This is a genomic window from Pararhizobium qamdonense (assembly GCF_029277445.1).
In the GTDB taxonomy this organism is placed as follows: domain Bacteria; phylum Pseudomonadota; class Alphaproteobacteria; order Rhizobiales; family Rhizobiaceae; genus Pararhizobium; species Pararhizobium qamdonense.
Window position 1 is genome coordinate 454,400 of record NZ_CP119567.1, and the last position, 21,733, is coordinate 476,132.

At 59.7% G+C, this 21,733-nt stretch carries 18 protein-coding genes and 1 other annotated feature; of the genes, 15 read left to right on the top strand and 3 right to left on the bottom strand.

The features are described 5' to 3' along the window. Positions 1 to 25: 25 nt before the first annotated feature. Complete coding sequence (locus tag PYR65_RS23380; RefSeq protein ID WP_276121138.1) at positions 26 to 1,006, bottom strand: oxidoreductase; 981 nt, start codon at positions 1,004 to 1,006, stop codon at positions 26 to 28. Between the two features lie 157 nt (positions 1,007 to 1,163). Further along, positions 1,164 to 2,477 carry an MFS transporter gene (locus PYR65_RS23385; RefSeq protein WP_276121139.1) on the bottom strand — a complete coding sequence of 438 codons (1,314 nt, stop codon included), beginning with the start codon at positions 2,475 to 2,477 and terminating at the stop codon, positions 1,164 to 1,166. A 60-nt stretch (positions 2,478 to 2,537) separates the two neighbouring features. Between PYR65_RS23385 and PYR65_RS23390 the strand changes: the two genes are divergently transcribed. From PYR65_RS23390 to PYR65_RS23405, 4 genes are all read left to right on the top strand, one after another. Next, a complete protein-coding gene (locus tag PYR65_RS23390) occupies positions 2,538 to 3,563 on the top strand; it encodes an AraC family transcriptional regulator (RefSeq protein ID WP_407951354.1) in 1,026 nt (341 codons plus the stop codon). A 325-nt stretch (positions 3,564 to 3,888) separates the two neighbouring features. Continuing rightward, the gene (locus PYR65_RS23395) at positions 3,889 to 4,395 is read left to right on the top strand and encodes a 2Fe-2S iron-sulfur cluster-binding protein (protein ID WP_276121140.1); all 507 of its coding nucleotides are present in this window, start codon (positions 3,889 to 3,891) and stop codon (positions 4,393 to 4,395) included. Continuing rightward, positions 4,392 to 5,378 carry an FAD binding domain-containing protein gene (locus PYR65_RS23400; protein ID WP_276121141.1) on the top strand — a complete coding sequence of 329 codons (987 nt, stop codon included), beginning with the start codon at positions 4,392 to 4,394 and terminating at the stop codon, positions 5,376 to 5,378. The genes PYR65_RS23395 and PYR65_RS23400 overlap by 4 nt, the downstream gene beginning before the upstream one ends. After that, a complete protein-coding gene (locus PYR65_RS23405) occupies positions 5,375 to 7,720 on the top strand; it encodes a xanthine dehydrogenase family protein molybdopterin-binding subunit (protein ID WP_276121142.1) in 2,346 nt (781 codons plus the stop codon). Before PYR65_RS23400 ends, PYR65_RS23405 begins: the two co-directional genes overlap by 4 nt. Before the next feature lie 252 nt (positions 7,721 to 7,972). Here PYR65_RS23405 and PYR65_RS23410 read toward each other — a convergent pair whose 3' ends face one another. Further along, on the bottom strand, positions 7,973 to 8,248 hold the full coding sequence (locus PYR65_RS23410) for a hypothetical protein (protein ID WP_276121143.1): 276 nt from the start codon (positions 8,246 to 8,248) through the stop codon (positions 7,973 to 7,975). Positions 8,249 to 8,547: 299 nt separating this feature from the next. On the opposite strand from PYR65_RS23410, the gene PYR65_RS23415 reads away from it, so the two are divergent. The 11 genes from PYR65_RS23415 (at position 8,548) to PYR65_RS23465 (ending at position 21,657) form a co-directional block, all read left to right on the top strand. Continuing rightward, on the top strand, positions 8,548 to 9,267 hold the full coding sequence (locus PYR65_RS23415; RefSeq protein ID WP_276121144.1) for an IclR family transcriptional regulator domain-containing protein: 720 nt from the start codon (positions 8,548 to 8,550) through the stop codon (positions 9,265 to 9,267). Positions 9,268 to 9,269: 2 nt separating this feature from the next. After that, on the top strand, positions 9,270 to 10,367 hold the full coding sequence (locus tag PYR65_RS23420; protein ID WP_276121145.1) for an ABC transporter substrate-binding protein: 1,098 nt from the start codon (positions 9,270 to 9,272) through the stop codon (positions 10,365 to 10,367). Positions 10,368 to 10,426: 59 nt separating this feature from the next. Continuing rightward, on the top strand, positions 10,427 to 12,145 hold the full coding sequence (locus PYR65_RS23425) for an ABC transporter permease (RefSeq protein ID WP_060639158.1): 1,719 nt from the start codon (positions 10,427 to 10,429) through the stop codon (positions 12,143 to 12,145). Continuing rightward, positions 12,138 to 13,214, top strand: a complete 1,077-nt coding sequence (locus PYR65_RS23430; protein WP_276121146.1) for an ABC transporter ATP-binding protein — start codon at positions 12,138 to 12,140, stop codon at positions 13,212 to 13,214. The genes PYR65_RS23425 and PYR65_RS23430 overlap by 8 nt, the downstream gene beginning before the upstream one ends. Positions 13,215 to 13,221: 7 nt before the next feature. Next, complete coding sequence (locus PYR65_RS23435; protein ID WP_276121147.1) at positions 13,222 to 14,427, top strand: CaiB/BaiF CoA transferase family protein; 1,206 nt, start codon at positions 13,222 to 13,224, stop codon at positions 14,425 to 14,427. Next, positions 14,424 to 15,272: an HpcH/HpaI aldolase/citrate lyase family protein gene (locus PYR65_RS23440; protein ID WP_276121148.1), complete on the top strand. Its 849-nt coding sequence runs from the start codon at positions 14,424 to 14,426 to the stop codon at positions 15,270 to 15,272. The genes PYR65_RS23435 and PYR65_RS23440 overlap by 4 nt, the downstream gene beginning before the upstream one ends. Further along, the gene (locus PYR65_RS23445) at positions 15,269 to 16,285 is read left to right on the top strand and encodes a hydroxyacid dehydrogenase (protein ID WP_276121149.1); all 1,017 of its coding nucleotides are present in this window, start codon (positions 15,269 to 15,271) and stop codon (positions 16,283 to 16,285) included. Before PYR65_RS23440 ends, PYR65_RS23445 begins: the two co-directional genes overlap by 4 nt. A gap of 7 nt (positions 16,286 to 16,292) precedes the next feature. After that, positions 16,293 to 16,970 (top strand): RraA family protein, encoded by a 678-nt coding sequence (locus PYR65_RS23450; RefSeq protein ID WP_276121150.1) that lies wholly within the window; start codon positions 16,293 to 16,295, stop codon positions 16,968 to 16,970. Between the two features lie 596 nt (positions 16,971 to 17,566). Beyond that, positions 17,567 to 18,940: an ISNCY family transposase gene (locus PYR65_RS23455; RefSeq protein ID WP_276121151.1), complete on the top strand. Its 1,374-nt coding sequence runs from the start codon at positions 17,567 to 17,569 to the stop codon at positions 18,938 to 18,940. Positions 18,941 to 19,299: 359 nt separating this feature from the next. Next, positions 19,300 to 19,355 (top strand) — a sequence feature (sul1 is cis-regulatory element that is thought to sense ions involved in sulfur or methionine metabolism; They are found in Alphaproteobacteria). A gap of 71 nt (positions 19,356 to 19,426) precedes the next feature. After that, on the top strand, positions 19,427 to 20,893 hold the full coding sequence (locus PYR65_RS23460; RefSeq protein WP_276121152.1) for a SulP family inorganic anion transporter: 1,467 nt from the start codon (positions 19,427 to 19,429) through the stop codon (positions 20,891 to 20,893). Positions 20,894 to 21,048: 155 nt separating this feature from the next. Then, positions 21,049 to 21,657 (top strand): J domain-containing protein, encoded by a 609-nt coding sequence (locus PYR65_RS23465; RefSeq protein WP_276121153.1) that lies wholly within the window; start codon positions 21,049 to 21,051, stop codon positions 21,655 to 21,657. The last annotated feature ends 76 nt before the right edge of the window (positions 21,658 to 21,733 follow it).

Consider the following 21,733-nt stretch of genomic DNA (forward strand, 5'->3'; position numbering starts at 1 on the left):
TACGAGGTTGCCAAGAGGATCCATGTCAGAGATCCCCGCTTGTTGCCGCATCGAGATGAGCGACCGCCGGGGGCGCAATCTGTCTGTCGAAGGCAACGCCGGTCAATTGTTCGGACGTGTGCCACAGACGGTGCGCGACATGCGTTTCCAATGCTTGGGCGGGGATTTGCGATATTGCGGGATATCCTCTCGTCTCGCCGAATTTATGGGGGCCGTAATAGGCGCCACCGCGTGCCGCAGTTGACGTGGCTGCGAAAAGGGTGGGCAGTGCGCCTTGCGCCGCCGGCTGAAACAGGAACCACAGCAACGATCTGATGCGGCCTTGGGCGCTCACCCGTCCCGGCCCGTTGTGAAGCAGGTCGGTGCGTGAGATGCCGGGGTGTGCTGCGATGCTCGTGATGCCCCAGCCGGCCGCCTTGCTGCGACGCTGAAGTTCGAGCGCGAACATCAAACATGCCAGTTTGGACTGGCTATAAACCGGCATGGGCTTGTAGTCATGCTCCGCCTGCAAATCGTTGAAGTTGATTGCGGCATTGCCGCCGCGCACGGCCACGCTCGACAGAGTCACTACCCTCGGCGCTTCGCCGCGCATCAGCAGTGGAAGAAGCTGTGCGGTGAGCGCAAAATGGCCGAGATAGTTGGTGCCGAACTGCAATTCAAAGCCGTCGACGGTTGTCTTGCGGGCCGGAGGCATCATCACACCGGCATTGTTGATGAGAACATCTATATGATCTCGTTCACCCTTTAACCGCTGGCTGAAAGCCGCAATCGACCCAAGGTCGCCAAGGTCGACTGCCTCGAAAGTAACGGAAGCGTTCCGCACTTCCTGCCTGATCCGTCGCATCGCCTCGGCGCCTTTGGCCGGATTGCGGCCGGCGATGATGACGTCACCGCCCGCCCGGGCCAGGGCAATCGCATCTTCAAAACCTAAGCCACCCGCGCCGGTGACCACGATCGTTCGGCCCTTCTGGGACGGCATATCCTCAAGTGTCCAGAATTTGGTCATTGTCTTTCCTTTCGGGAGAGAAGCAAGATTTGCAGGTCCGCCGAAGATGCCAATTTGCGGGGCATTTTCAGCGGACTCCGAAGTCGCCATGGGGTGAAGGCGACCTTCTCAGATCGGGAATGGGGCGAAGTCATCTTTCCGATGAAGTTGGCGCGGGTCAGCGATGGCGGAGGAAAGCCGCGATGCGTTGATTTGTGATCAGGTAGACGATGCCGGTCAGAACGCTCGCCAAGGGCACGATCAACAGGCCAAGCCCAAGGCCGTTCGGAATGTTGGCTGCTGTCGCCGCATCACTGACGATGCCAACGATCAGAGGGCCGAGCGCCGGGCCGGCAAGACCGGTTCCGATCATCACGAGGCTGGTCGCTTGTGCCTGACGTCCCGGACCAGCAATCAGATGCGCAGCCCCGAAGCCCCAAGGCAACATGAACGAAAACGACAGCATTCCGGGGACGAAGAGCGCGATGGATATCCATCCGGTTGGTGCAAACAATGCTGCCGTCGTCGTTACGCTGGCGACCAGGAAAAGAATGGCCGGGGGGCCGAGCACCTTGCCGGTGCCCGAGCGAACAGCGTAGTCAAACCAGCGTCCACCGCCCAGTGTCCCGATAATCCCCATCAGCCCTTGCAACATGCCGAAGGAAATGCCGACTTCGGTTGCGGTGAAGCCATATGTGCGGATCAAAAACGGAATGGAAAAGACATAAAAGGGCGCTCCTGCGAAGCCCAGGAAAACGGCACCTGTGAACAGCCAGCGGAACGGCGGAGACGATAGCAGGTCAAGGCTGGTTCGCAGAAAGGGTTCGTTGCGACCGGCTGTCAGGGGACGCGGGGGAGTAGGGCCGGTGACAAGAATGGTCAACAACCCGATCAAGACGCCGATCGCTCCCGCGCCCATCAAAACGATGCGCCAGCCGAATACATCTGCAATCGCGCCGCCGGCCGCAAATCCCACCATCGTGCCCAGGGGGATGCCCATTGCGAAAAGACCGATGGCAAGACCGCGCTGCTCCGGCGCAATTTTGCGGACGATGAGAGCATGGCCCGCCGGTACTGCGCCTGCCTCTCCGAATGCGACGCCGAAGCGTGTGAGGGCCAGGAACATGAAACTGGCGGCAAAACCGCCGAGTGTCGTCATGACACTCCAGATCAAAACGCAGGACACCAGCACCAGCCGCGGTGATCCCCGATCCGCCGCACGGGCAAGCGGCAATGATAGAAGTGCGTAACACACGGCAAATGCAAGGCCGGTGAGCAGGCCCATCTGCGTGTCGGTCAACGATAGGTCTGCTTTGATTTTTTCCGCCAGGATGAATGGAAGTATTCGATCAATCTGCGAGAACACGTTGATGAGCAAAAGTATGATGCATATGGCGGCCATTCGCAGGCCTTTTGCGTAGTCCCGGCTGGCGGCAGCGGGTAGGGGTCGTATCTCTGAAGGGTCTATTGACCGGGCGACAATTTCTGTCATCTTGGGGTCACTCCTCGCTTGGTTGCACCCTTAAGCTAGATGGAGTGTCCCATGACCAGAATGCCCGAACCTTCAAGAAACTTGCCTATTCCTACACAAGAAGATACCACTGCGGGTGAAGGCCGCGTGTTGCCATGGCCGCAAAAACAACCGGAATCGCGCTTGGCATCACCGATACTCAACGCTGTCACGACGTATATCGAGAGTCAGGGTGGGGGACAGGGCTTGTTTCCCACCGCCATTGATGGGTTCAGCATCGTGCGTTCGTACCAGGCGATGATGCCGATGCGTGCGCTCTATCGCCCTTCACTTTGTGTCGTTCTTCAAGGCGCGAAGGAAATCCGGTTCGGCGACGACCGGCTTGACTACCGCGCCATGGAATGCCTCGTTGTCAGCATTGGGCTTCCAGCTGCCGGACGCATCGTGGAGGCCAGTCCCGAGTATCCGTATGTGGGCGTCCTGATTGATTTCGACGTCGTCACGATGCGGCAGGTTCTGGAACAGCTCGACACCCCGCCAGCCCCAGCCGCCACCTCCGGCCCTTGCGCGTTCGTGGGAAAAGTGGATCAACCACTTGCGGATTGCATCCTGCGTCTTGTCAGAATGACAGAAACGCCGAAAGCAATTCCGATACTGGCGCCCTCAGTCATGCGCGAAATTTGCTATTGGCTGCTCAGCGGTCCACATGGCGGGGAACTCTGCAAACTGGCATTGCCCGAATCGAACATCGAGCGGGTCGTCAAGGCAATCGCGACGCTGCATGTCAACTTTGCGCAGACATTGCGTGTCGAGCAGCTGGCAGATGTGGCGCGTATGAGCCCGTCGTCGTTTCATCAGCACTTCAAAGCGTTGACCTCGATGACACCTCTGCAGTTCCAGAAACAACTCCGGCTCCTGGAGGCAAGGCGCCTCATGGTGGCCGAGGCCGCCAATGTGGCCGATGCTGCCTACAAAGTGGGATACGAAAGTCCTTCACAATTCAGCCGGGAATACTCACGTGAGTTCGGGATCGCACCGAAACAGGATGTTCTAAACCAGCAGCGGCTCTATAATGAATATGCCAGCCGCACGGTTCGAACCGCCTGAGCTGAAAGACGCGACGTGGCAACCGATTTCGAGAGTGCAAATCCTGAGACCCAACACCAAGTTGTTCCCTGACGATCGGCTAGCACAAAACTAGCCGGTCAACGAGGAACGACAAACGCGACGATCCAATCTCTACAAAACAACCTGGGGGTTTCGGCTGGAAAATGAGCGAATGCACCAAGCATCTTGTGATGGAGGATCTGGCAAGCAGGATCAGGTATTGCATTTTCATACACCGTTGATGTTTCGCGGAACCATCATTGAAGCTGCGTGTTTTGCTGTGTCGGACTGATAAAAATACGCTGTGCAATCACGAGGCCATCACATGTCGATAATGATTAACGGGTCGCCTACCGAACTACCGCGCGATGCACGCATATCGCTTCTGGATTTTCTGCGTGAGGAACTGCACCTCACCGGCACCAAAAAGGGTTGTAACCAAGGCGCATGCGGGGCCTGTACGGTGCTGGTTGAGGGGGAACGGATTTTGTCCTGCCTGGCGCTGGCCATCCAGTATGACGGACGCGCGGTCACGACGGTGGAAGGACTTGCGGCCCCTGATGGCCTGCATCCGTTGCAACAGGCCTTTATCGACCATGACGGCTTCCAATGCGGCTATTGTACACCTGGACAGATCTGTTCGGCAATCGGAATGGCTGCAGAGGCAAGGCGCGGCGTTCCAAGTCATGTCAGCGCCGATCTGCGCGCCGACGTGGTTCTGACGCGTGAGGAACTGCAGGAGCGCATGAGTGGCAACCTCTGTCGCTGCGGCGCGCATAATGGGATCATCGATGCAATCCGCGATACGGTCGCTGCGGAGATGGTGGCATGAACCCGTTCGAATATGTGCGTACGGCTGACGCTGCGGAAGCGGTGCGACTGGGGCAGGGAAGTACAACTGCCTACCTGGGGGGCGGCACCAATCTCGTCGATTTGATGCGTGAGACGATAGCGCGCCCCGACAACCTGATTGACGTAACGAGCCTCTCAGCGGCGATCCAGGAAACAGAAAGCGGAGGCCTGATGATCGGCAGCGCGGTTCGCAACACCGCATTAGCCGAGCATGACATGGTGCGAAGCCGTTACCCGGTGCTCTCACGCGCAATTCTGGCGGGCGCTTCGGCGCAGATCAGGAATATGGCGACGGTTGGCGGCAACCTGCTCCAGCGGACGCGATGCACCTACTTCTACGACACCGACGGTTCAAGCTGCAACAAACGGATGCCGGGTTCGGGGTGCGATGCAATTGAGGGGTTCAACCGAATTCATGCGATTTTCGGCGCATCCTCCGCATGCGTTGCGACACACCCATCTGACATGTGTGTTGCGCTCACAGCGCTGGATGCGACCGTCCATCTCCAAAGTACGGACGGCGTACGGACACTCCCCTTTGCCGAATTGCACAGGCTGCCGGGCGATCATCCGGAATTCGATACGGCACTCAAGCCCGGCGAACTTATCACCGCCGTCGAATTGCCTGCTTTGCCCTCCGAAGTTCGTTCGAGCTATCGCAAGGTTCGCGACAGGGCAAGCTATGCCTTTGCGCTGGTGTCAGTCGCTGCCCTGCTTGAAATGGAGGATGGCCACATCAAAGATGTGCGCATCGCGCTGGGTGGCGTCGCACACAAGCCGTGGCGTGCGTCAAAGGCTGAAGCCGTGCTGCTTGGCAGCCCTCTGACGGAAAAAATTCTTCAGGATGCGGCGAGTGCCGAACTGAGCGATGCCAAGCCACTCCGCGATAACGGCTTCAAGATCGAACTTGTCAACCGCACCCTCGTGGCCGTCCTCGGCGATCTTACAGGAGCAACAGCATGAGCATCGTCGATACCGTCAAGGGCGCGGCCCAGGCCGCAGTGCAGGGAGCGATGGCAAAACTGGTGCCACTGGCGCCCGACAGCTGGATTCCGGGCGGCGTTCCCGATCCTTTGATACGCCGCCAGCATGGGTTAATCGGCAAGCCGGTCTCGCGTCTCGACGGCATGTTGAAGGTGAAGGGCGCAGCGTCGTTCGCCGCCGAATTTTCGCTTGAGAACATGGCCTATGCTGCACTTGCCTATGCAACGATCCCGCGCGGACGGATTGCGACGCTCGACACATCTGCCGCGGAGGCGGCGACCGGTGTCGTGGCCGTGATGACGCACAAAAACGCGCCAAGAATGAACGCGCCCGCAGTTTTTGGAACGTCGCCGAGCGCGGCCGGCCCCGCCGATTTACCGATCATGCAGGATGATCGTATCCATTGGAACGGGCAGCCCATCGCGGTTGTGCTTGCTGAAACTCAGGAGCAGGCGGATCACGCCAAATCCTTGATCGTCGCGACCTATGCTATTGAACCATCGACCACCTCGCTTTCAAAAGCCAAAGCTGCAGGCGCACAACCAGCGCTGTTCATGGGCGAGCCATTGCTGACCGAAATTGGCGATGCAGAGGCGATGTTGACGGCGGCCGCGCACAAGGTCGATCACATCTACACAACACCGAGGCACAATCACAATGCGATCGAGTTGCATGGCGCGAGCATAGCATGGGTTGACGGCGAACTGGTCATTCACGATGCCAGCCAGCTCGTCACAATGGAGGCCGCAACAATTGCAGGCGTATTCGATTTCAAGCCGGAGCAAGTCCGCGTGACGTCCCCCTATGTCGGTGGCGGTTTTGGCGGTAAATGCCTGTGGGACCATCAGATCCTCGGTGCTGCCGCCGCAAAGGTTTCGGGACGCCCGGTTCGCATTGCGCTGACGCGTGAGGGAGTATATCGCGGTGTGGGTGGCCGCACGCTAACCGAACAGCGTGTTGCGATCGGAGCGACCGCAGACGGTCATTTCCAGGCGATGATCCACACCGGTATTTCAGCTGTAAGCCCGCACAACAACATGCCCGAAGCTTTCATCATGGGAACGCGCTCGGGCTATGCGGCGGATAGTTTCAAGCTGTCGGTCGAGACCGTCACCATGAACATGCTCGCCAACACCTTCATGCGCGCGCCGGGCGAATCGGTCGGGACATTTGCGCTGGAATCGGCAATCGACGAGTTGGCAGCCGCGTTGCAGATCGATCCGGTCGAACTACGCATCCACAACGAACCCGAGAAAGACCCGACCTCGGGCTTGCCTTTTTCCGCGCGCCATATCGTCGAGGCATGGCGGTCAGGCGCTGAGCGGTTCGGGTGGGACCAGCGGAGCAAGACGCCCGCCACCCGGCGCGACGGAGAGTGGATGGTCGGCATGGGCTGCGCGACGGCGACCTATCCGTATAACCGCATGCCAGGGGCTGCTGCACGGATCACACTTCACCGGGACGGACCGGATGGTGTTGGCGCGATCATTGAGGTCGCCGCGCACGAAATGGGAATGGGAACGTCCACCACCACGGCCATGGTTGCGGCAGAGCGTCTTGGCCTGCCGATGGACGCGATCGAGGTCCGCTACGGCGATTCGAATATTCCCGGCGCCATTCTGGCAGGTGGATCGCAACAGACCGCAGCGATCGGAGGTGCGGTGATTGCGGCGCATAATGCCTTGGTTGCCAAATTGTTGAAGCTTGCAGGCAACGATTCGCCGCTTGCGGGTCTGGCACTCGAAGAGGTTGGCAGTGAGGATGGAGGCCTGGCCAAGCTGGACGAACCCACACGCAGGGAAGGCTATGCCTCGATCCTCGACCGCGCGCAGTGCGATAGCATCACTGTTGAGGAAAAGGCGTCGCAGCCACTGGAATCGATGCACTGGTCGATGCATTCCCATGGCGCGGTCTTTTGCGAGGTTCGCGTCAATTCGGTTACCGCAGAGACGCGCGTCAGCCGCATCCTGGGATCCTATGATTGCGGCCGGATCCTCAACCCAAAGACTGCGCGCAGCCAGTTCCGTGGTGGCATCATCATGGGGCTCGGGCTGGCGCTGATGGAGGAGACGCAGTTCGATGAGCGCAATGGCCGGATTATGAACCCTAGCTTAGCCGAGTATCACGTGCCGGTGCACATGGACGTCCCCGAAATCGATATAATCTGGACCGACATCGCCGATCCCCACACGCCGATGGGAGCGCACGGCGTCGGCGAGATCGGCATTACCGGTGTCGCTGCCGCCGTGGCGAATGCGATCTACAACGCGACGGGCAAGCGCATCCGCGACCTGCCGATCACGCTTGATAAGCTGCTGTGACACCAGACGATCGCGCGCGTCGGGCAATGGGTCGACATCGACGGTATACAATACGACTTGCTCCAAGTTTCGTAATTGGCGCCGTTCGGACGGATTAGGTCCCTATGGTAAGTTGGAGAAAGCCGGTCATTAGTTGGCCGCCTCAAACCAAAGTTTAAACCGGGTCTGGCATCTCCAAACAAGACGAGTGACCAACCGTTGCGATGCGGCCGTGCTGCCCGATAGCCCATCACTCGATACCCTGTCTTGGGATCATCTCCTGACATTGAAATCGGCGGATCTCTGGCTCGCAAGATGTCGGCCGTAACTGTAGGCGCTGTCCCGCTTGGCGATAATGCCTTTAAGGCCGCGGAAGCGGGCATTTTCCATAATATGGCGTCGAACCGAAGCTTCGAAGGCAAACAGAACCGACCCCGTTGCCGCCCGCTGCACATCGCGGCGGCCTCCGCAATGCGCCGAAATCGGAGTGCCCTTCAGCGCTTCGTCTGGCGGGGACGAGGTAGAGCCTTCATCCTTGGGCGCCTGCATCCAGATGTCCTTTTCTTCCAGCGTTAGCAGCAGAGCGGGTCTCGCCTTTCATGGATGGCTTGACCACGCACGGCGTTCGGATCGGTGGTCAGAAAGCAATGAAGGCATCACTCGCCGGACCGTTCCTAACCTTGCGAAGAATGGTCCGTTTAGCGGCATCAATGAACTCCGCGAAATTCGACATTAGCCAAATGGGTTGACAACAGACGTCATGTTCATTATTACGAACGCATTCATTATAATGAACTGTTTTGGGAGAGATTCTGTTGAGTGGCCGTGGTGTGGAGCGCGTTCTTGATATGATTGAATGGTTTGCAGCCACGACTGCGCCTGCCGGACTGTCTGAGATTGCGGCGGCATTGGTGATGCCCAAGTCAAGCGCGCTTCAGATGCTTCAGTCTCTGACAGAGCGCGGCTATATCCAGCGTCTGGACAATGGCGAATACGAGTTGCGCCGTCTGCCAGGCGAGATTTCGGCGGACGGCCGAAACTACGGCGCGCTTATTGCACTGGTATCGCCTTATCTTCTCGAGGCTGTGCAGCAGACCGGAGAAAGCGGCTTCATCGCCGTTCTCGAAGACCAGTCGATCCGCTACCTCAACAAAGTCTTGCCGAAGCGCGAAATATTGTACGACCGGGATATCGTTCCAACGCGCCCGGCGCACAAGGTCGCGAGCGGCATCGTTTTGCTATCGCGCGCAAGCAAGGCGGAAATCGATCGCTACGCGGTTCTGGCATCGCTCACCGCGCAGGAACATTCCAAGCTTCAGGAAGCCATCGCAAGTGCCTTGAGTTCGGGGTTTTATCTCAATCCCATGGGGATTGTCGAAGGTGCGGCGGGTGCGGCCGCTCCGATTATCGGCGCTGACGGCAAAGTTGTCGCCGCATTCAACATATCCGGTCCGCAGGCGCGGTTCGTCTCGAATTCCGACCGCATCAGTCAAGTGGTCCGGGAAGCCGCAGTCGCCGTCAGCGAGGAGCTGGCGCGGCGTGGTCGTCGCTTATCCAAAGGGAGGTAACAATGAAATTAACAACGCTTTCGGTCATGGCCGGGCTGTTTGCTGGCATTGCCGGTTTCGCTCAGGCGCAAGAGGTGCCGGCAGGCTATCCCGCCGACTATTCCAAGATCATCGAAGGGTCTCGCGCCGAATCCGGCCTGATGATCTATTCCAATATGGCCGACAACAACTGGCAGCCGATCCTCAAGGGGTTCAGCGCCAAATACCCCTGGGTGAAGGTCGAGACCATCGACCTGGGTTCGGGCACCGTTCATTCGCGCTGGGAGGCCGAAAAGGGATCGAAGTCCCGCACTGCCGATGTGCTTGTCTCAGGTGCAAACGACCGCTGGGCCGCCTATGGCAAAGACGGCTTGATGGAGGATTACAAGAGCCCGGAAATCGCACAGCTGCCGGAATTCGCCTATCCTTATCCTGGCGTCAACGTCCTTTCGACAGACCCGCTGGTCATCACCTATAATGCGGCGCTTCTCCCGGATACGCAGCGGCCAAAGGGCTTTGCCTCGCTGGTTGCTGCTGCGACGGCAGACCCCGACACTTTCACGGGCAAAATTACGACCTATGATGCCGCGCGCAACAGCTTCGGTCTCAGCGCCTGGTGGAGCTACATGGACAAGAAGGGCGATCAAGGCTGGAGCGACCTTCGCAAGATCGGTCCCATGATCCGTGGCGAAACGTCCGGCGGTCCAATGAACGAAAAGATCGCCACCGGTGAATACCTGATGGGCATTGCCGTTTCCGGCATCACCATCTTCCCGCGTCTGGAGCAGCCAGGCGGCGAAATCCTCGGTTTCGCCTTCCCTGATGACGGCACCATCATGATGTTGCGCGGCATGGGCATTCCGAAGGGCGCAGCCAACCCGAACTCGGCCAAGCTGTTCATCGACTACGCGCTCAGCCAGGAAGGCCAGACGCTGGTCGGCAAGGGTGGTCTCGTTCCTTATCGTGAAGACGTGCCGGAAGACCAGGTTCGTTATACTTTCCAGAAGATCAGCGAAATCGTCGGAAAGGACAACATCATCACTGCCGGTTTCGACCAGCGCCTGATCACCGAAGCGGGTCCCTTCGTCGAGAAGTGGAACGCGGCAATCGCCGGCAAGTAAGCCGAGCCAAGGGGCCGGCTTCCCGTCGGCCCTTCTACCAACCCTGACAGGAAAATTCGATGACGGATATCAGCCACCCCGGCACGGCCGGACGGGGGATGGACCGATCGCGTGCGATCTACTGGGGCGTTGCGGCGCTGACGACGATCCTCGTATTCGGTCCGATCACTCCGATTGTCTTCCAGGCCTTCCTCGACAAGCCGCTCTACGACGATACCGCAGTCATGACGCTTGGCAATTTCACCCGCCTGTTCAGCGAACCGGGCATGGCCGGCGTCTTCGTCAACACGTTGTATTTCGGGGCGCTGACGATGCTTATCGCCCAGGTGTTTGGGGCGGTCATGGCGGTTCTCGTCGGGCGCACCAATCTTCCGGGCCGCAAGTGGCTCGGCGAAATCTTCATCTGGCCGCTCTTCGTCTCGAATCTCGTCATCGCCTTCGGCTGGTTCACCATGTACGGCCCATCCGGCTTTATGACGCTGGCGGCCAAAACCTATCTCGGCGGCGCGCCCTGGAACCTTTACACCGTGACTGGAATGGGCATCGTCGCCGGCCTCAGCCAGGCGCCGCTCACCTATCTCATGTGCCTTGCCGCCGTAACCAAAGCCGATCCGTTGCTGGAGGATGCCGCCCGTTCCACCGGTGCCGGCCCGTTCCGGGCGTTGTTCTCGGTCACCATTCCGATGATCCGTCCCGCGATCATCTATTCGGCCGTCCTCAATTTCGTCGTCGGCATCGAGATGCTGGCAATTCCGCTTCTGTTCGGCGGCCCCTCCGGCATTCAGACGGTCACGACCTTTCTCTACAATGCAGGCATCAATGCCGCCGTGCGCCCGGAATACGGTATCGTCGGTGCCGCCGCCGTGATCCTTTTGATCGTGGTTGCGTTCCTGGTCTGGTTGCAGGGGTTCCTGATGAAGGGGGCCGGCCGTTTCGTCACCGTGCGCGGCAAGGCCAGCCGTCCCTCGACGCTCGATCTCGGCGCCTGGCGCTGGCCGGCCTTTCTCTTCGTCTTCGCCTTTGCCTTCCTGACGATCATCTCGATCTTCGGCGGCATCTTCATGCGCTCGGCGGTCAGTTTCCTGACGCCGCTCATTCCCTTCTGGAAAGTGCTGACGACCGCCAATTTCGAGCATGTCCTCGGATCGGCGAACTATGTGCGCTCCATCGTCAACTCTGTCATGGTTGCGACAATCGGCGCTGCGATCGGCACGTTTTTCATCCTCGTCATCGCGCTCGTCGCACGTCGTTCGGATTTCAAGCACAACCGCGCTCTGGAATATATCGCACTCTTCCCGCGCGCTTTGCCCGGCATCATCGCAGGTCTGGGCTTCTTTTATGCCGTTATCTGGCTGCCCGGAGCAGACGTCATCCGTGGGACGATCGCGGTGCTGATCCTCGCCTTCATGATCCGCTACATCCCGGTCGGCTTCGGCGCCATCGCCCCGGCTCTCGCTCAAGTCGGTGAGGAACTCGACCGCGGTGCGCGCATTTCCGGTGCCGACTGGTGGACAACGGTGACCCGCATCATCGTGCCGATCCTCAAGCCTGCGCTCTTCAGCTGTTACGCGCTGCTGTTCATCCACTTTTTCAAGGAATACGTGACGGCAGCCTTCCTCTACCAGCCGGGGTCCGAAATCATCGGCACCACCATGCTGCAGCTTGTCGCCCAGGGCGACAACGGCCCGGTCTCCGCCCTTGCAACCATCCAAGTCGTCATTACCGCCGCGTTCGTTCTTATCGCACGCCGCGTCATGGGAGCCAAAATCTATGGCTGATCTCGTCCTACAGAACCTCACCATCAAGTACGGCGCCGTCACGGCCGTCGATAATCTCAACATCCACGTCGCGTCGGGCGAGTTCCTGACGCTGCTGGGGCCATCGGGTTGCGGCAAGTCGACGTCGCTGTTTGCAGTCGCGGGTCTCAACCACGCGACATCGGGCACGATCCGTGTCGGCGAACGGGTGCTGTTCGACGGTAACCCGAACAACACCGTGCCGCCGGAAAAGCGCAATATCGGTCTGGTCTTCCAGTCCTATGCGCTCTGGCCGCACAAGACGGTCGCGGAAAATCTCGCTTTCCCGCTGACGCTGCGCAAGATCGGCCGGGCTGAACGTGACGAGCGCATCAAGGAAGCGCTCGGCCTCGTGGAAATGCTGCCCTATGCGGATCGCTATCCGTTTGAACTGTCCGGTGGCCAGCAGCAGCGCGTGGCGCTGGCCCGCGCGCTCGTCTATCGCCCGCCGCTGCTGCTTCTCGACGAGCCGCTCTCCAACCTCGACGCCAAACTGCGCGAACGCGCCCGCGTCTGGCTGCGCGAACTGCAGGAGCGGCTGAAGGTCACCACGATCTACGTCACCCACGATCAGGCGGAAGCGCTTGCCGTTTCGGACCGGATCGCAGTGATGAGCATGGGCCGTATGCGCCAGCTCGGCACGCCTCGCGAGATTTACGAGCGTCCCGCCGACAGCTTCGTCGCCGACTTCATCGGATCGTCGAATTTCTTCGATGGCACCATGATCGAAAGCGGAGCGGATACAGCCCGTATTCGCCTGGTCGATGGCAGCGAAATCGCCACGCCGCCCGCGCCGGCCGGTGCAAACGGCGCGGTGGTCGTCGCCATTCGTCCGGAAAAGATAGAGCTTGCCAGCGAAACAGGCCCGAACACGATGCGGGTGTCGATCGAGCAGCGGACCTATCTTGGCTCCGTCTGGCAATATGCGGTGCGATCCGGTCCAATCGAATTCCGCATCCAGACACCGGCGGAATTGAAGGAAGACAGCATTCTTGTGCGTGTTCCCAAGGAGCATTGCGCCGTCTTCCCCGACAAGCCCGGCGCAAAGTGAGGTCTTCATGGCAGAGCCTGACAAAACAGTCCGTTTCGATGCCACACGCAAAGGACCGCTGCACGGCATCCGCGTCGTCGATCTCAGCCGTGTCGTTGCCGGCAACATGCTGTCGCTGCAGCTCGGCGATTTCGGTGCCGACGTCATCAAGGTAGAGCCGCCGCAGGGCGACGCTCTTCGTGAATGGCGCGACAAAGGGCACTCGCTGCACTGGAAGACCTACGGTCGCAACAAGCGCTCGATTGCGCTCAACCTGCGCCAGCCAAAAGCGCTGGACGCCCTCAAGAAGCTGATCGGGAAGGCCGATGTCTTCATCGAGAATTTTCGGCCGGGCACGCTGGAGGAAATGGGCCTTTCGCCGAAAAGCCTGCTGGAACTCAATCCGTCGCTGATCATCGTTCGGATCTCTGGCTTCGGCCAGACGGGACCCTATGCCAAGTTTCCGGGATTTGGCACGCTGGTCGAAGCGATGAGCGGCTTTGCCTCACGGACCGGTTTCCCGGATCGCGAGCCGGTTCTTCCTCCGTTGGCGCTGGCGGACATGATCTCCGGCCTGACCGGGGCCAATGCGGTGATGATGGCGCTTTTTGCCCGTGAACGTGGGGACGCGAACGGGCAGGTCATCGACCTTTCGTTGCTGGAGCCGATCTTTGCTTCGCTCGGGCCGGAAGCCTCCATCTATCGTGTCACAGGCAAGGTCAAGCAAAGATCAGGATCCGGTTCCAACACGGTATCGCCGCGCAACGTCTACCTGTGCAGCGATGGCAAATACGTGGCCTTGTCCGGGTCCACGCAGGTGATTGCGATGCGGATTTTCGACATTGTCGGACGCCCCGAGATGAAAGACGATCCGCGTTTCTCCACCAATATGGAGCGTGTCAGACACAGGGAACTGGTGGACGAGGCGCTGGGAGCGTGGTTCGTGACCCGCAGCCGCGACGATGCCCTGGCGGCTATGCGTGCGGCCGGTGCGACCGTCGGTCCGGTCTATGACATTGCCGACATCAGCACCGACAAGCATTTCGCCGAACGAGGCATCGTCGTGGAAGTCGAGGATGCCGATCTTGGCAGCATTCCCCAGCACAATATCTTCCCGCGCTTCTCCGCGACGCCCGGCGTCTTTCGTCATCCGGCACCTGACGTCGGCGAGCAGACGGACGCCATCCTCGAGGAAATCGGGCTGACGCCGGGTGATCTGGAAGGTGACGAATGATCGCCTCGCTTCTCTATGTTCCCGGCAACGCGCCCCGGTTTCTGGAAAAGGCCGGTACGCGCAAAGCCGATGTCGTGATCATCGATCTGGAGGACGCAGTGCCGGAAGGCGCCAAGACCGGAGCGCGTGAAGGCCTGGCAAAGTGGGTGCCGGAGATCAAACGCATCGGCTGTCAGGTTTTCGTTCGGGTCAATCAGTCGGACCGGATCATCGACGATTCCATTGCGGCGGCGCTTGCCGGTGCCGACGCGCTTTACATCCCCAAGGTCAACAGCGTGGACAGTCTCGTCCGGCTTGCTGAAAGCCTTGTCCCACATGAGCAAGGCCGTAGCCCGATCGCCTTCGTGCCCTTGATCGAGGACATGAAAGGCCTGTTTGAGGTGCGGGCCATCGCCCATGGGCCGCGTGTGACGGGACTGACATCCGGCGGAGAAGACCTCGCGACCGCGATGAACGCCAAGCCGATGCCGGAGGTTCTGCGCTATCCCAAGCTGATGATCCATTACGCAGCCAAGGAGGCCGGTATCCTGTCCTTCGGCATGCTGCGGACGACGGTCGATTTTGCCGACAAGGATGCGCTTCGGGCAGCGGCGATTGAAGCGCGTGATTTCGGCTTCGATGGCGCGACCTGTATCCATCCCTCGGTCGTGCCGATCCTCAACGAATGTTTTTCCCCCACGCCGGAAGAGATCGCCTGGGCCCGAAAGGTCGTCGCGGCCAACGAGACAGAGGCCGCAGCCGGGCGCGGCGCTTTCATGCTCGACGGCAAATTCGTCGATGCGCCAATCGTGATGCGAGCAGCAAATCTTCTTGCCAGAGTTGAGAAAGGATGGGCTATCTCATGACCCATGACGTGATCCAGGGGGTGCAGCACGGCCAGCGTGGCCGGCGAATCCTCGTCACCCATAACAAGATCGCTGAAAAAGCGATCCGGCTGCTGAACGAGCACGATGTCGATGTGTTCTTCTCACCGCCCTACGATCCGTCCGGCGTGGTCGCCAAACGCGCCGCCGACCTCGGGATCGACGGAATGATGGTGCGCCAAGGCCGCATCACGCAGGAGGTTATTGCTGCATCGGCCAATCTGAAAGTGATCGCCAAGCATGGCGTCGGTATCGACAATGTCGATATCGCGGCGGCGGCGAAACTTGGCATTCCTGTGTTGAGGGCGATGGGTTCGAACTCCCGCGCTGTGGCGGAACACACGATCGCGCTGGCGTTGAGCCTCATCAAAGAAGTGCTGCCGCTCGACAAGGCGGTCAAGGCCGGCGAATGGCCGAAACCGACCTTCACCGGCAAGGATTTCCTCGGCGCGACGATTGGCCTGATCGGCTATGGTGGGATCGGCCGCGAGACAGCCCGCATGGCGGAGGCGCTGGGCATGGAGGTGGTCGTTCACGATCCCTTCGCGCCGGGGGCGGCCGAGGCCGATGGCTTCGTGTCCGCAACGGACATCGACGCCATGCTGCCCTCGCTCGATATTCTCAGCATTCATTGCCCGCTGACGGCGGCAACACGCGACCTCATCGACGCGCGCCGTCTTGACCTGATGAAGAAAAGCGCGGTGCTCGTCAACACGGCCCGGGGCGGGATCATCAACGAGGCGGCACTTGCCGGGGCGCTGGCCGCCGGAACAGTTGCGGGGGCAGCTTTGGACAGTTTCGCCACCGAGCCGCCCGCCGTCGATAGCCCGCTTTGGACTTTGAACACGCTGATCGCGACCCCGCATATCGGCGGCGTGACCTATGGCTCGGCCGAATCGATGGCCGTGATCGCCGCGCGGCACATCATTAGCGTTCTTGACGGCAATGCGCCGGACGAACACTCGATCGCCCATCCAACCGAACTCTCTGCCTGAGGTATCCATGACTTACGGATTTCGCGTCAAACTGAACTGGGATCGCATCGAGCCGGCGCTTGTCGAATCCTTTCGCAGCCTCCCCGTGGCCAATGTCAGCGATTCCATGTCGCGTATCTGCGCGCTCGGCACCGGAATGCGGCCGATGCATCGGTCGGGCAATCTCGCCGGTCCGGCGCTGACGGTGCGGACCCGTCCGGGCGACAACCTGATGCTGCACAAGGCGATCGACATGGCGCAGCCGGGCGACGTGATCGTCGTCGATGCGGCTGCGGACATGGCCAATTCCCTGATGGGCGAGCTGATGCTGGCCCACGCCATCCGCCGCGGTGTGGCCGGCTTCGTACTCAACGGCGCGATCCGCGACGCCGAGGCATTTCTGGAACGTAACGTTCCCATCTTTGCGGTCGGCGTGACCCATCGTGGTCCTTATCGGACGGGACCGGGAGAAATCGGCCTGCCGATCGCGATCAACGGCACTGTCATCGAACCAGGCGACCTCATCCTGGGCGATTTCGATGGCGTCGTGTGTGTCCCGAAGGCCGATGCGCCGGACATCCTGAAAGGCACCATCAAGAAACATGAGGCTGAAACGAAGCAGATGGCCGAAACAGAAGCCGGCACGCTCGCCCGGGAATGGGTCGATCAGGCGCTGAAAGAGGCAGGGTGCGAGTTTATCGCGTAGCGCATGGAAAGAGCGCGATAAATTGGCCAATGTAGCCGAGAGGAAACTACGGCTTTTTGTACCGGGCGCGTTTGAGGAAGAAGAACGGGACCGATTTTTATCGGGCTTGAAACCTTGGACAGGTGAACAATTCGATGGCGGTCAAACGCCATCGACGCTGCGATTTACGATGCTCAATTTTCAGTTGAGGTCGTGGACGTTTTTCCAACCTTTGCTTTGGTTGGCTTGAAGATAGTCGTGAGTGACATCGACGGACAATGCTTGGATTTGGATGCAGGCAGACCAACACCAACGGTATCTTCGCCCTAAACGTGTAGTTCGACAGATAGATGGGTAGATCGGTTAGGTTTGACCGGGGTAACCTAACCATCTGTTGGGAGTGACGGTGGTATCTACTCACCGCAGCAGCGAATGACAGTGTCTGATAAACTATTGATGATAGGCCAAAAAATCGGCGTAAGCACGGTCCAGGCGCTCTCTTTAGTTCCATAATGCTGATTACGTGATTTGAGCGTGTAGCCGCAAAGTTGAAGTGTCCTGTTTCTGCAAAGTTAGAGTGTCACACTCCCCGCGTTTGATAACGCGGAGACGAGCAGATGGGATTGATAGCGATGAGCGAGCGCGATCTGCAGCGGATCGAGGTTTTGTCGAAGGTTGTTGCCGGCCGGATGACGTTGGTATCGGCGGCACATGTGCTTGATCTGAGCGAGCGCCAGATCCGCCGGCTGCTGGAGCGTATGCGCACTGGTGGTGCGGCGTCGATCCGGCACAAGGCGATCGGCCGGCCGTCGAACAACCGGATCAGCGACGGTGTCCGGGATTATGCGATGACGCTGGTTCGCGAACGCTATGCGGATTTCGGACCGACCTTGGCGGCGGAGAAGCTTGCCGAGCGGGATGGTTTGCATGTGTCGCGCGAGACGCTGCGCGGCTGGATGTCTGAGGCCGGACTGTGGCTGTCGCGCAAGCAGCGGCGGACGTTCCATCAGCCGCGGCGGCGGCGTGAAGCCTATGGCGAGCTGGTGCAGATCGACGGGTCGGCGCATCGCTGGTTTGAGGATCGCGGACCGCCGTGCTCGCTGCTGGTGTTCGTCGATGATGCGACCGGCAGGTTGATGCAGTTGCGCTTTGTGCGCTCGGAAAGTGCCTTTACCTATTTCGAGGCACTGGAGCTCTATCTGCAGGATCACGGTGCGCCGATTGCTTTTTATTCCGACAAGCATTCGGTATTCCGGGTGGCGAAGAAGGATGCCAAGGGCGGCCAGGGCATGACCCAGTTCGGGCGTGCGCTGTGTGAGCTAAACATCGAGATTCTCTGCGCAAATTCCAGCCAGGCCAAGGGTCGTGTCGAGCGCATGAACCGGACGCTGCAGGACCGTCTGGTCAAGGAGTTGCGGCTTTCCGGCATCGACAGCATGGAGGCTGGCAATGCGTTCTTGCCGGGCTTCATGGAGAACTACAACGCGCGTTTTGCAATCGTCCCTGCCCGACCCGATGATTTGCACCGGCCGCTGAATCTGGTGCCGGATCGATTGGCCAAGATCCTGTGCAAGCGCGAGCAGCGTTATGTCGGATCGCAGCTGACGTTTTCGTTTGAACGCAAGCGGATCATGCTGGAGGAGACCGAGATGACGTGTGGGCTGGTGGGCCGCTACGTCGAGACCTATGCCTATGCGGATGGGCGGCTCGATGTGCGCTGGAAGGGACATTCCCTACCCTATACGGTGTTCGACAAGGACCAACGGGTAACGCATGCGGCAATTACCGAGAACAAGCGGCTCGGCGAAGTGCTGGCCTATGTCAAAGAGCGCCAGGACCAGAAGGTAACGCCGGCCGTGAAGACAAATAGCGACAAGAACGGCTACAAGCCGACAGGTCGCAAACCCGGAAGACGCACGGATTCCATGAACGATCCGGCAGTCATTGCGCGACGTGAGAAGGCCCTGTTGCGGCAGCAAGCTGCCGAGTGAATGACCGATCGGATCGTCTTAAAGCTAAAGCCGAAGGGCAGCGTCTCACCCGCCCCCGCCCTTCCCTTGCAACCCGGCCCAGCCGGTCCGGTCGGGGGCTTGCCTCAGCACACCTGGACATACCGAGCGTCGCATTTCTAAACGGATGCAGATGCGCCCAAAGTGACATTTTAACTTTGCACACAAACGGACATTTCAATCCTGCCGCCACAGAGCGTGTAGCCGGGTGGGTTCAAGGGTGAAGTGCAACATGCCACAAATGGTGGCGGCAGTTTCAATAGGCCGCGCCTCCATGATCCCCCCGGAATATTTGAGCATTGCATCGCCGCAAAAATCCGGTTTATAAGTCCTGCAATCACCACGGACCCGGTGGAATTCCGGGTGGCTCTTCTGGCCGCCGATCCGCCAGACAACGCAAAACCTGCATGCCGATTTGAGAGCCGCTTTCGAAAAGCGCGCCGGTCATGCTTTGCGAGACTGTATCCCATGCAATTATCCTCCATCCGCCGGGATTGGTCCGCCAATCCCTTACGCGACATGCTTGCAGGCGCTGTTGCGACCTTTGCGCTGATCCCGGAAGTCATTGCCTTTTCCTTTGTGGCGGGGGTCGATCCGCAGGTTGGTTTGTTTGCGTCCTTTGTCATCGGTATCGTCATCGCCTTTACCGGCGGGCGGCCAGCGATGATTTCTGCGGCGGCAGGGTCGGTCGCGCTTGTTGCGGCGCCGCTGGTGCATGTGCACGGGCTGCACTATCTGTTTGCAGCCGGTCTTCTGGCGGGCATGATCCAGATCCTCTTCGGGGTGTTGCGGCTTGGCGTGCTCATGCGGTTCGTGTCAAATTCCGTGCGGACCGGCTTCGTCAATGCCCTGGCCATCCTGATCTTTGCGGCTCAGCTTCCGCATATTATCGGTGGCGACTGGATTTCCTATGCGATGCTGGCTGCCGGTCTGGCCGTGATCTATCTTGTGCCAAGGATCACCACGGTCATCCCCTCGCCGCTGATCTGCATCCTTGTTCTGACGGTTGCGTCGATCACGCTGGACCTTCCGGTTATGACCGTGGCGGACCTTGGGAAGCTGCCGGATACGCTGCCGGTTTTCGGCTGGCCGCAAGTGCCTCTGACCTGGGAAACACTCACCATCATCGCCGGACCTGCCCTTGCCATCGCCATGGTCGGCCTGCTCGAATCCATGATGACGGCCAGCGTCGTCGATGACCTGACGGCGACCACAAGTTCGAAGAACAGGGAATGCACCGGTCTTGGCATCGCCAATTCCGCAGCCAGCCTGTTTGGCGGGATTGCCGGGTGCGGAATGATCGGCCAGACGGTCAGCAACGTCAAATATGGCGGACGCGGCCGTCTCTCCACCCTGTTTGCGGGCGCGTTCCTGCTGATCCTGATGGTGCTGCTGAAGCCATGGGTTTCGCAGGTTCCCGTCGCTGCACTGGTGGCCATCATGGTGATGGTGTCGATCGACACGTTCAACTGGTCGTCGCTGCGCTCGGTGGTTGTTCACCCGAAGATGTCGAGCGCCGTGATGGTGGCGACCGTCATCGTCACGGTGTTCAGTTCCAACCTGGCACTAGGCGTCACGGTCGGCGTGCTCCTGAGCGGCGTCTTCTTCACGTTCAAGGTTGCCCGGTTGTTGCGCGTCGAAACCGGGATCGATGCGCAGGCTCGCCGTATCAGCTACCGCGTGTCCGGCCAGGTCTTCTTCGCGTCCGCCGATATTTTCATCGAGGCTTTTGATATTCAGGAAGCGGAGAGGATGACGGTTTTGATCGATGTGTCGGACGCGTATTTCTGGGACATCACCGCCGTCGCCGCACTCGACAAGGTGGTGCAGCGGTTCAAGCTGCATGATATTGCCGTTGAAGTCGCCGGTCTCAATCAGGCAAGTTCGGCGCTTATCGGCAGCCTCGACGGGGGTATGGAGCCGAAGCTGGCTTGAAACACGTGGGGGACATTCCCCCATGGTTGCAGTGCGTACCTCTGCAGATTTCCAAGCGTCCCTGAAGCTTGAAAGTTAGGGCGGCTCTCGCTAAAGCGTCTCTTCCAGCGTATCCATTCTTGCCGAGAAGAGGCCTCTGCCTCCATAAAGGTCCCATGACACTTGATTCGAAAATATTCGTTGGCCTGAAATCCACGCGTAAAAAGCAGGCGCCCGAGAGCGAGCCCACCGGCCCGAAATGCCAATGGGACGGCTGCGACAAGAAAGGCACGCATCGTGCGCCGGTCGGGCGGGATGCGGAAGGCCTGTATCTGCTGTTCTGTCTTGAGCACGTGAAGGAATACAACAAGGGATATAATTTCGCCACCGGCCTGTCTGACGCCGACATCGCACGCTACCAGCGGGAAGCGACCACGGGCGGGCGCCCGACATGGGGGACCAGCGTCAACCAGGCGAGCGAAATCCCGATCCCGTCCACGGTCCGCTCCGGATCGGCAAAAGCATTGAACGCGCGCAAAAATGCAGCGCAGCGCCAGGCGCAAAAGGCCAATCTCCAGGTGCGCAAGCTCAAGGTTCTCGAAGCCAAGGCATTCGAAACACTCGGTCTTTCACACGATGCGACAGCCGAGGAGATCAAGACCCGCTACAAGGAACGGCTGAAAATGCATCATCCCGATGCCAATCAGGGAAACCGGACCTCGGAAGACGAACTTCGCGCCTCCATCGAGGCGCACAAGATCCTGAAGCTGAACGGCTTCTGTTGATAGCTCCGTCCAGGGCGCTCTGGATGGACATGTCGTCTCACGCATGAAACTGAAGAAATCGAAGTTCTGCTGAAAG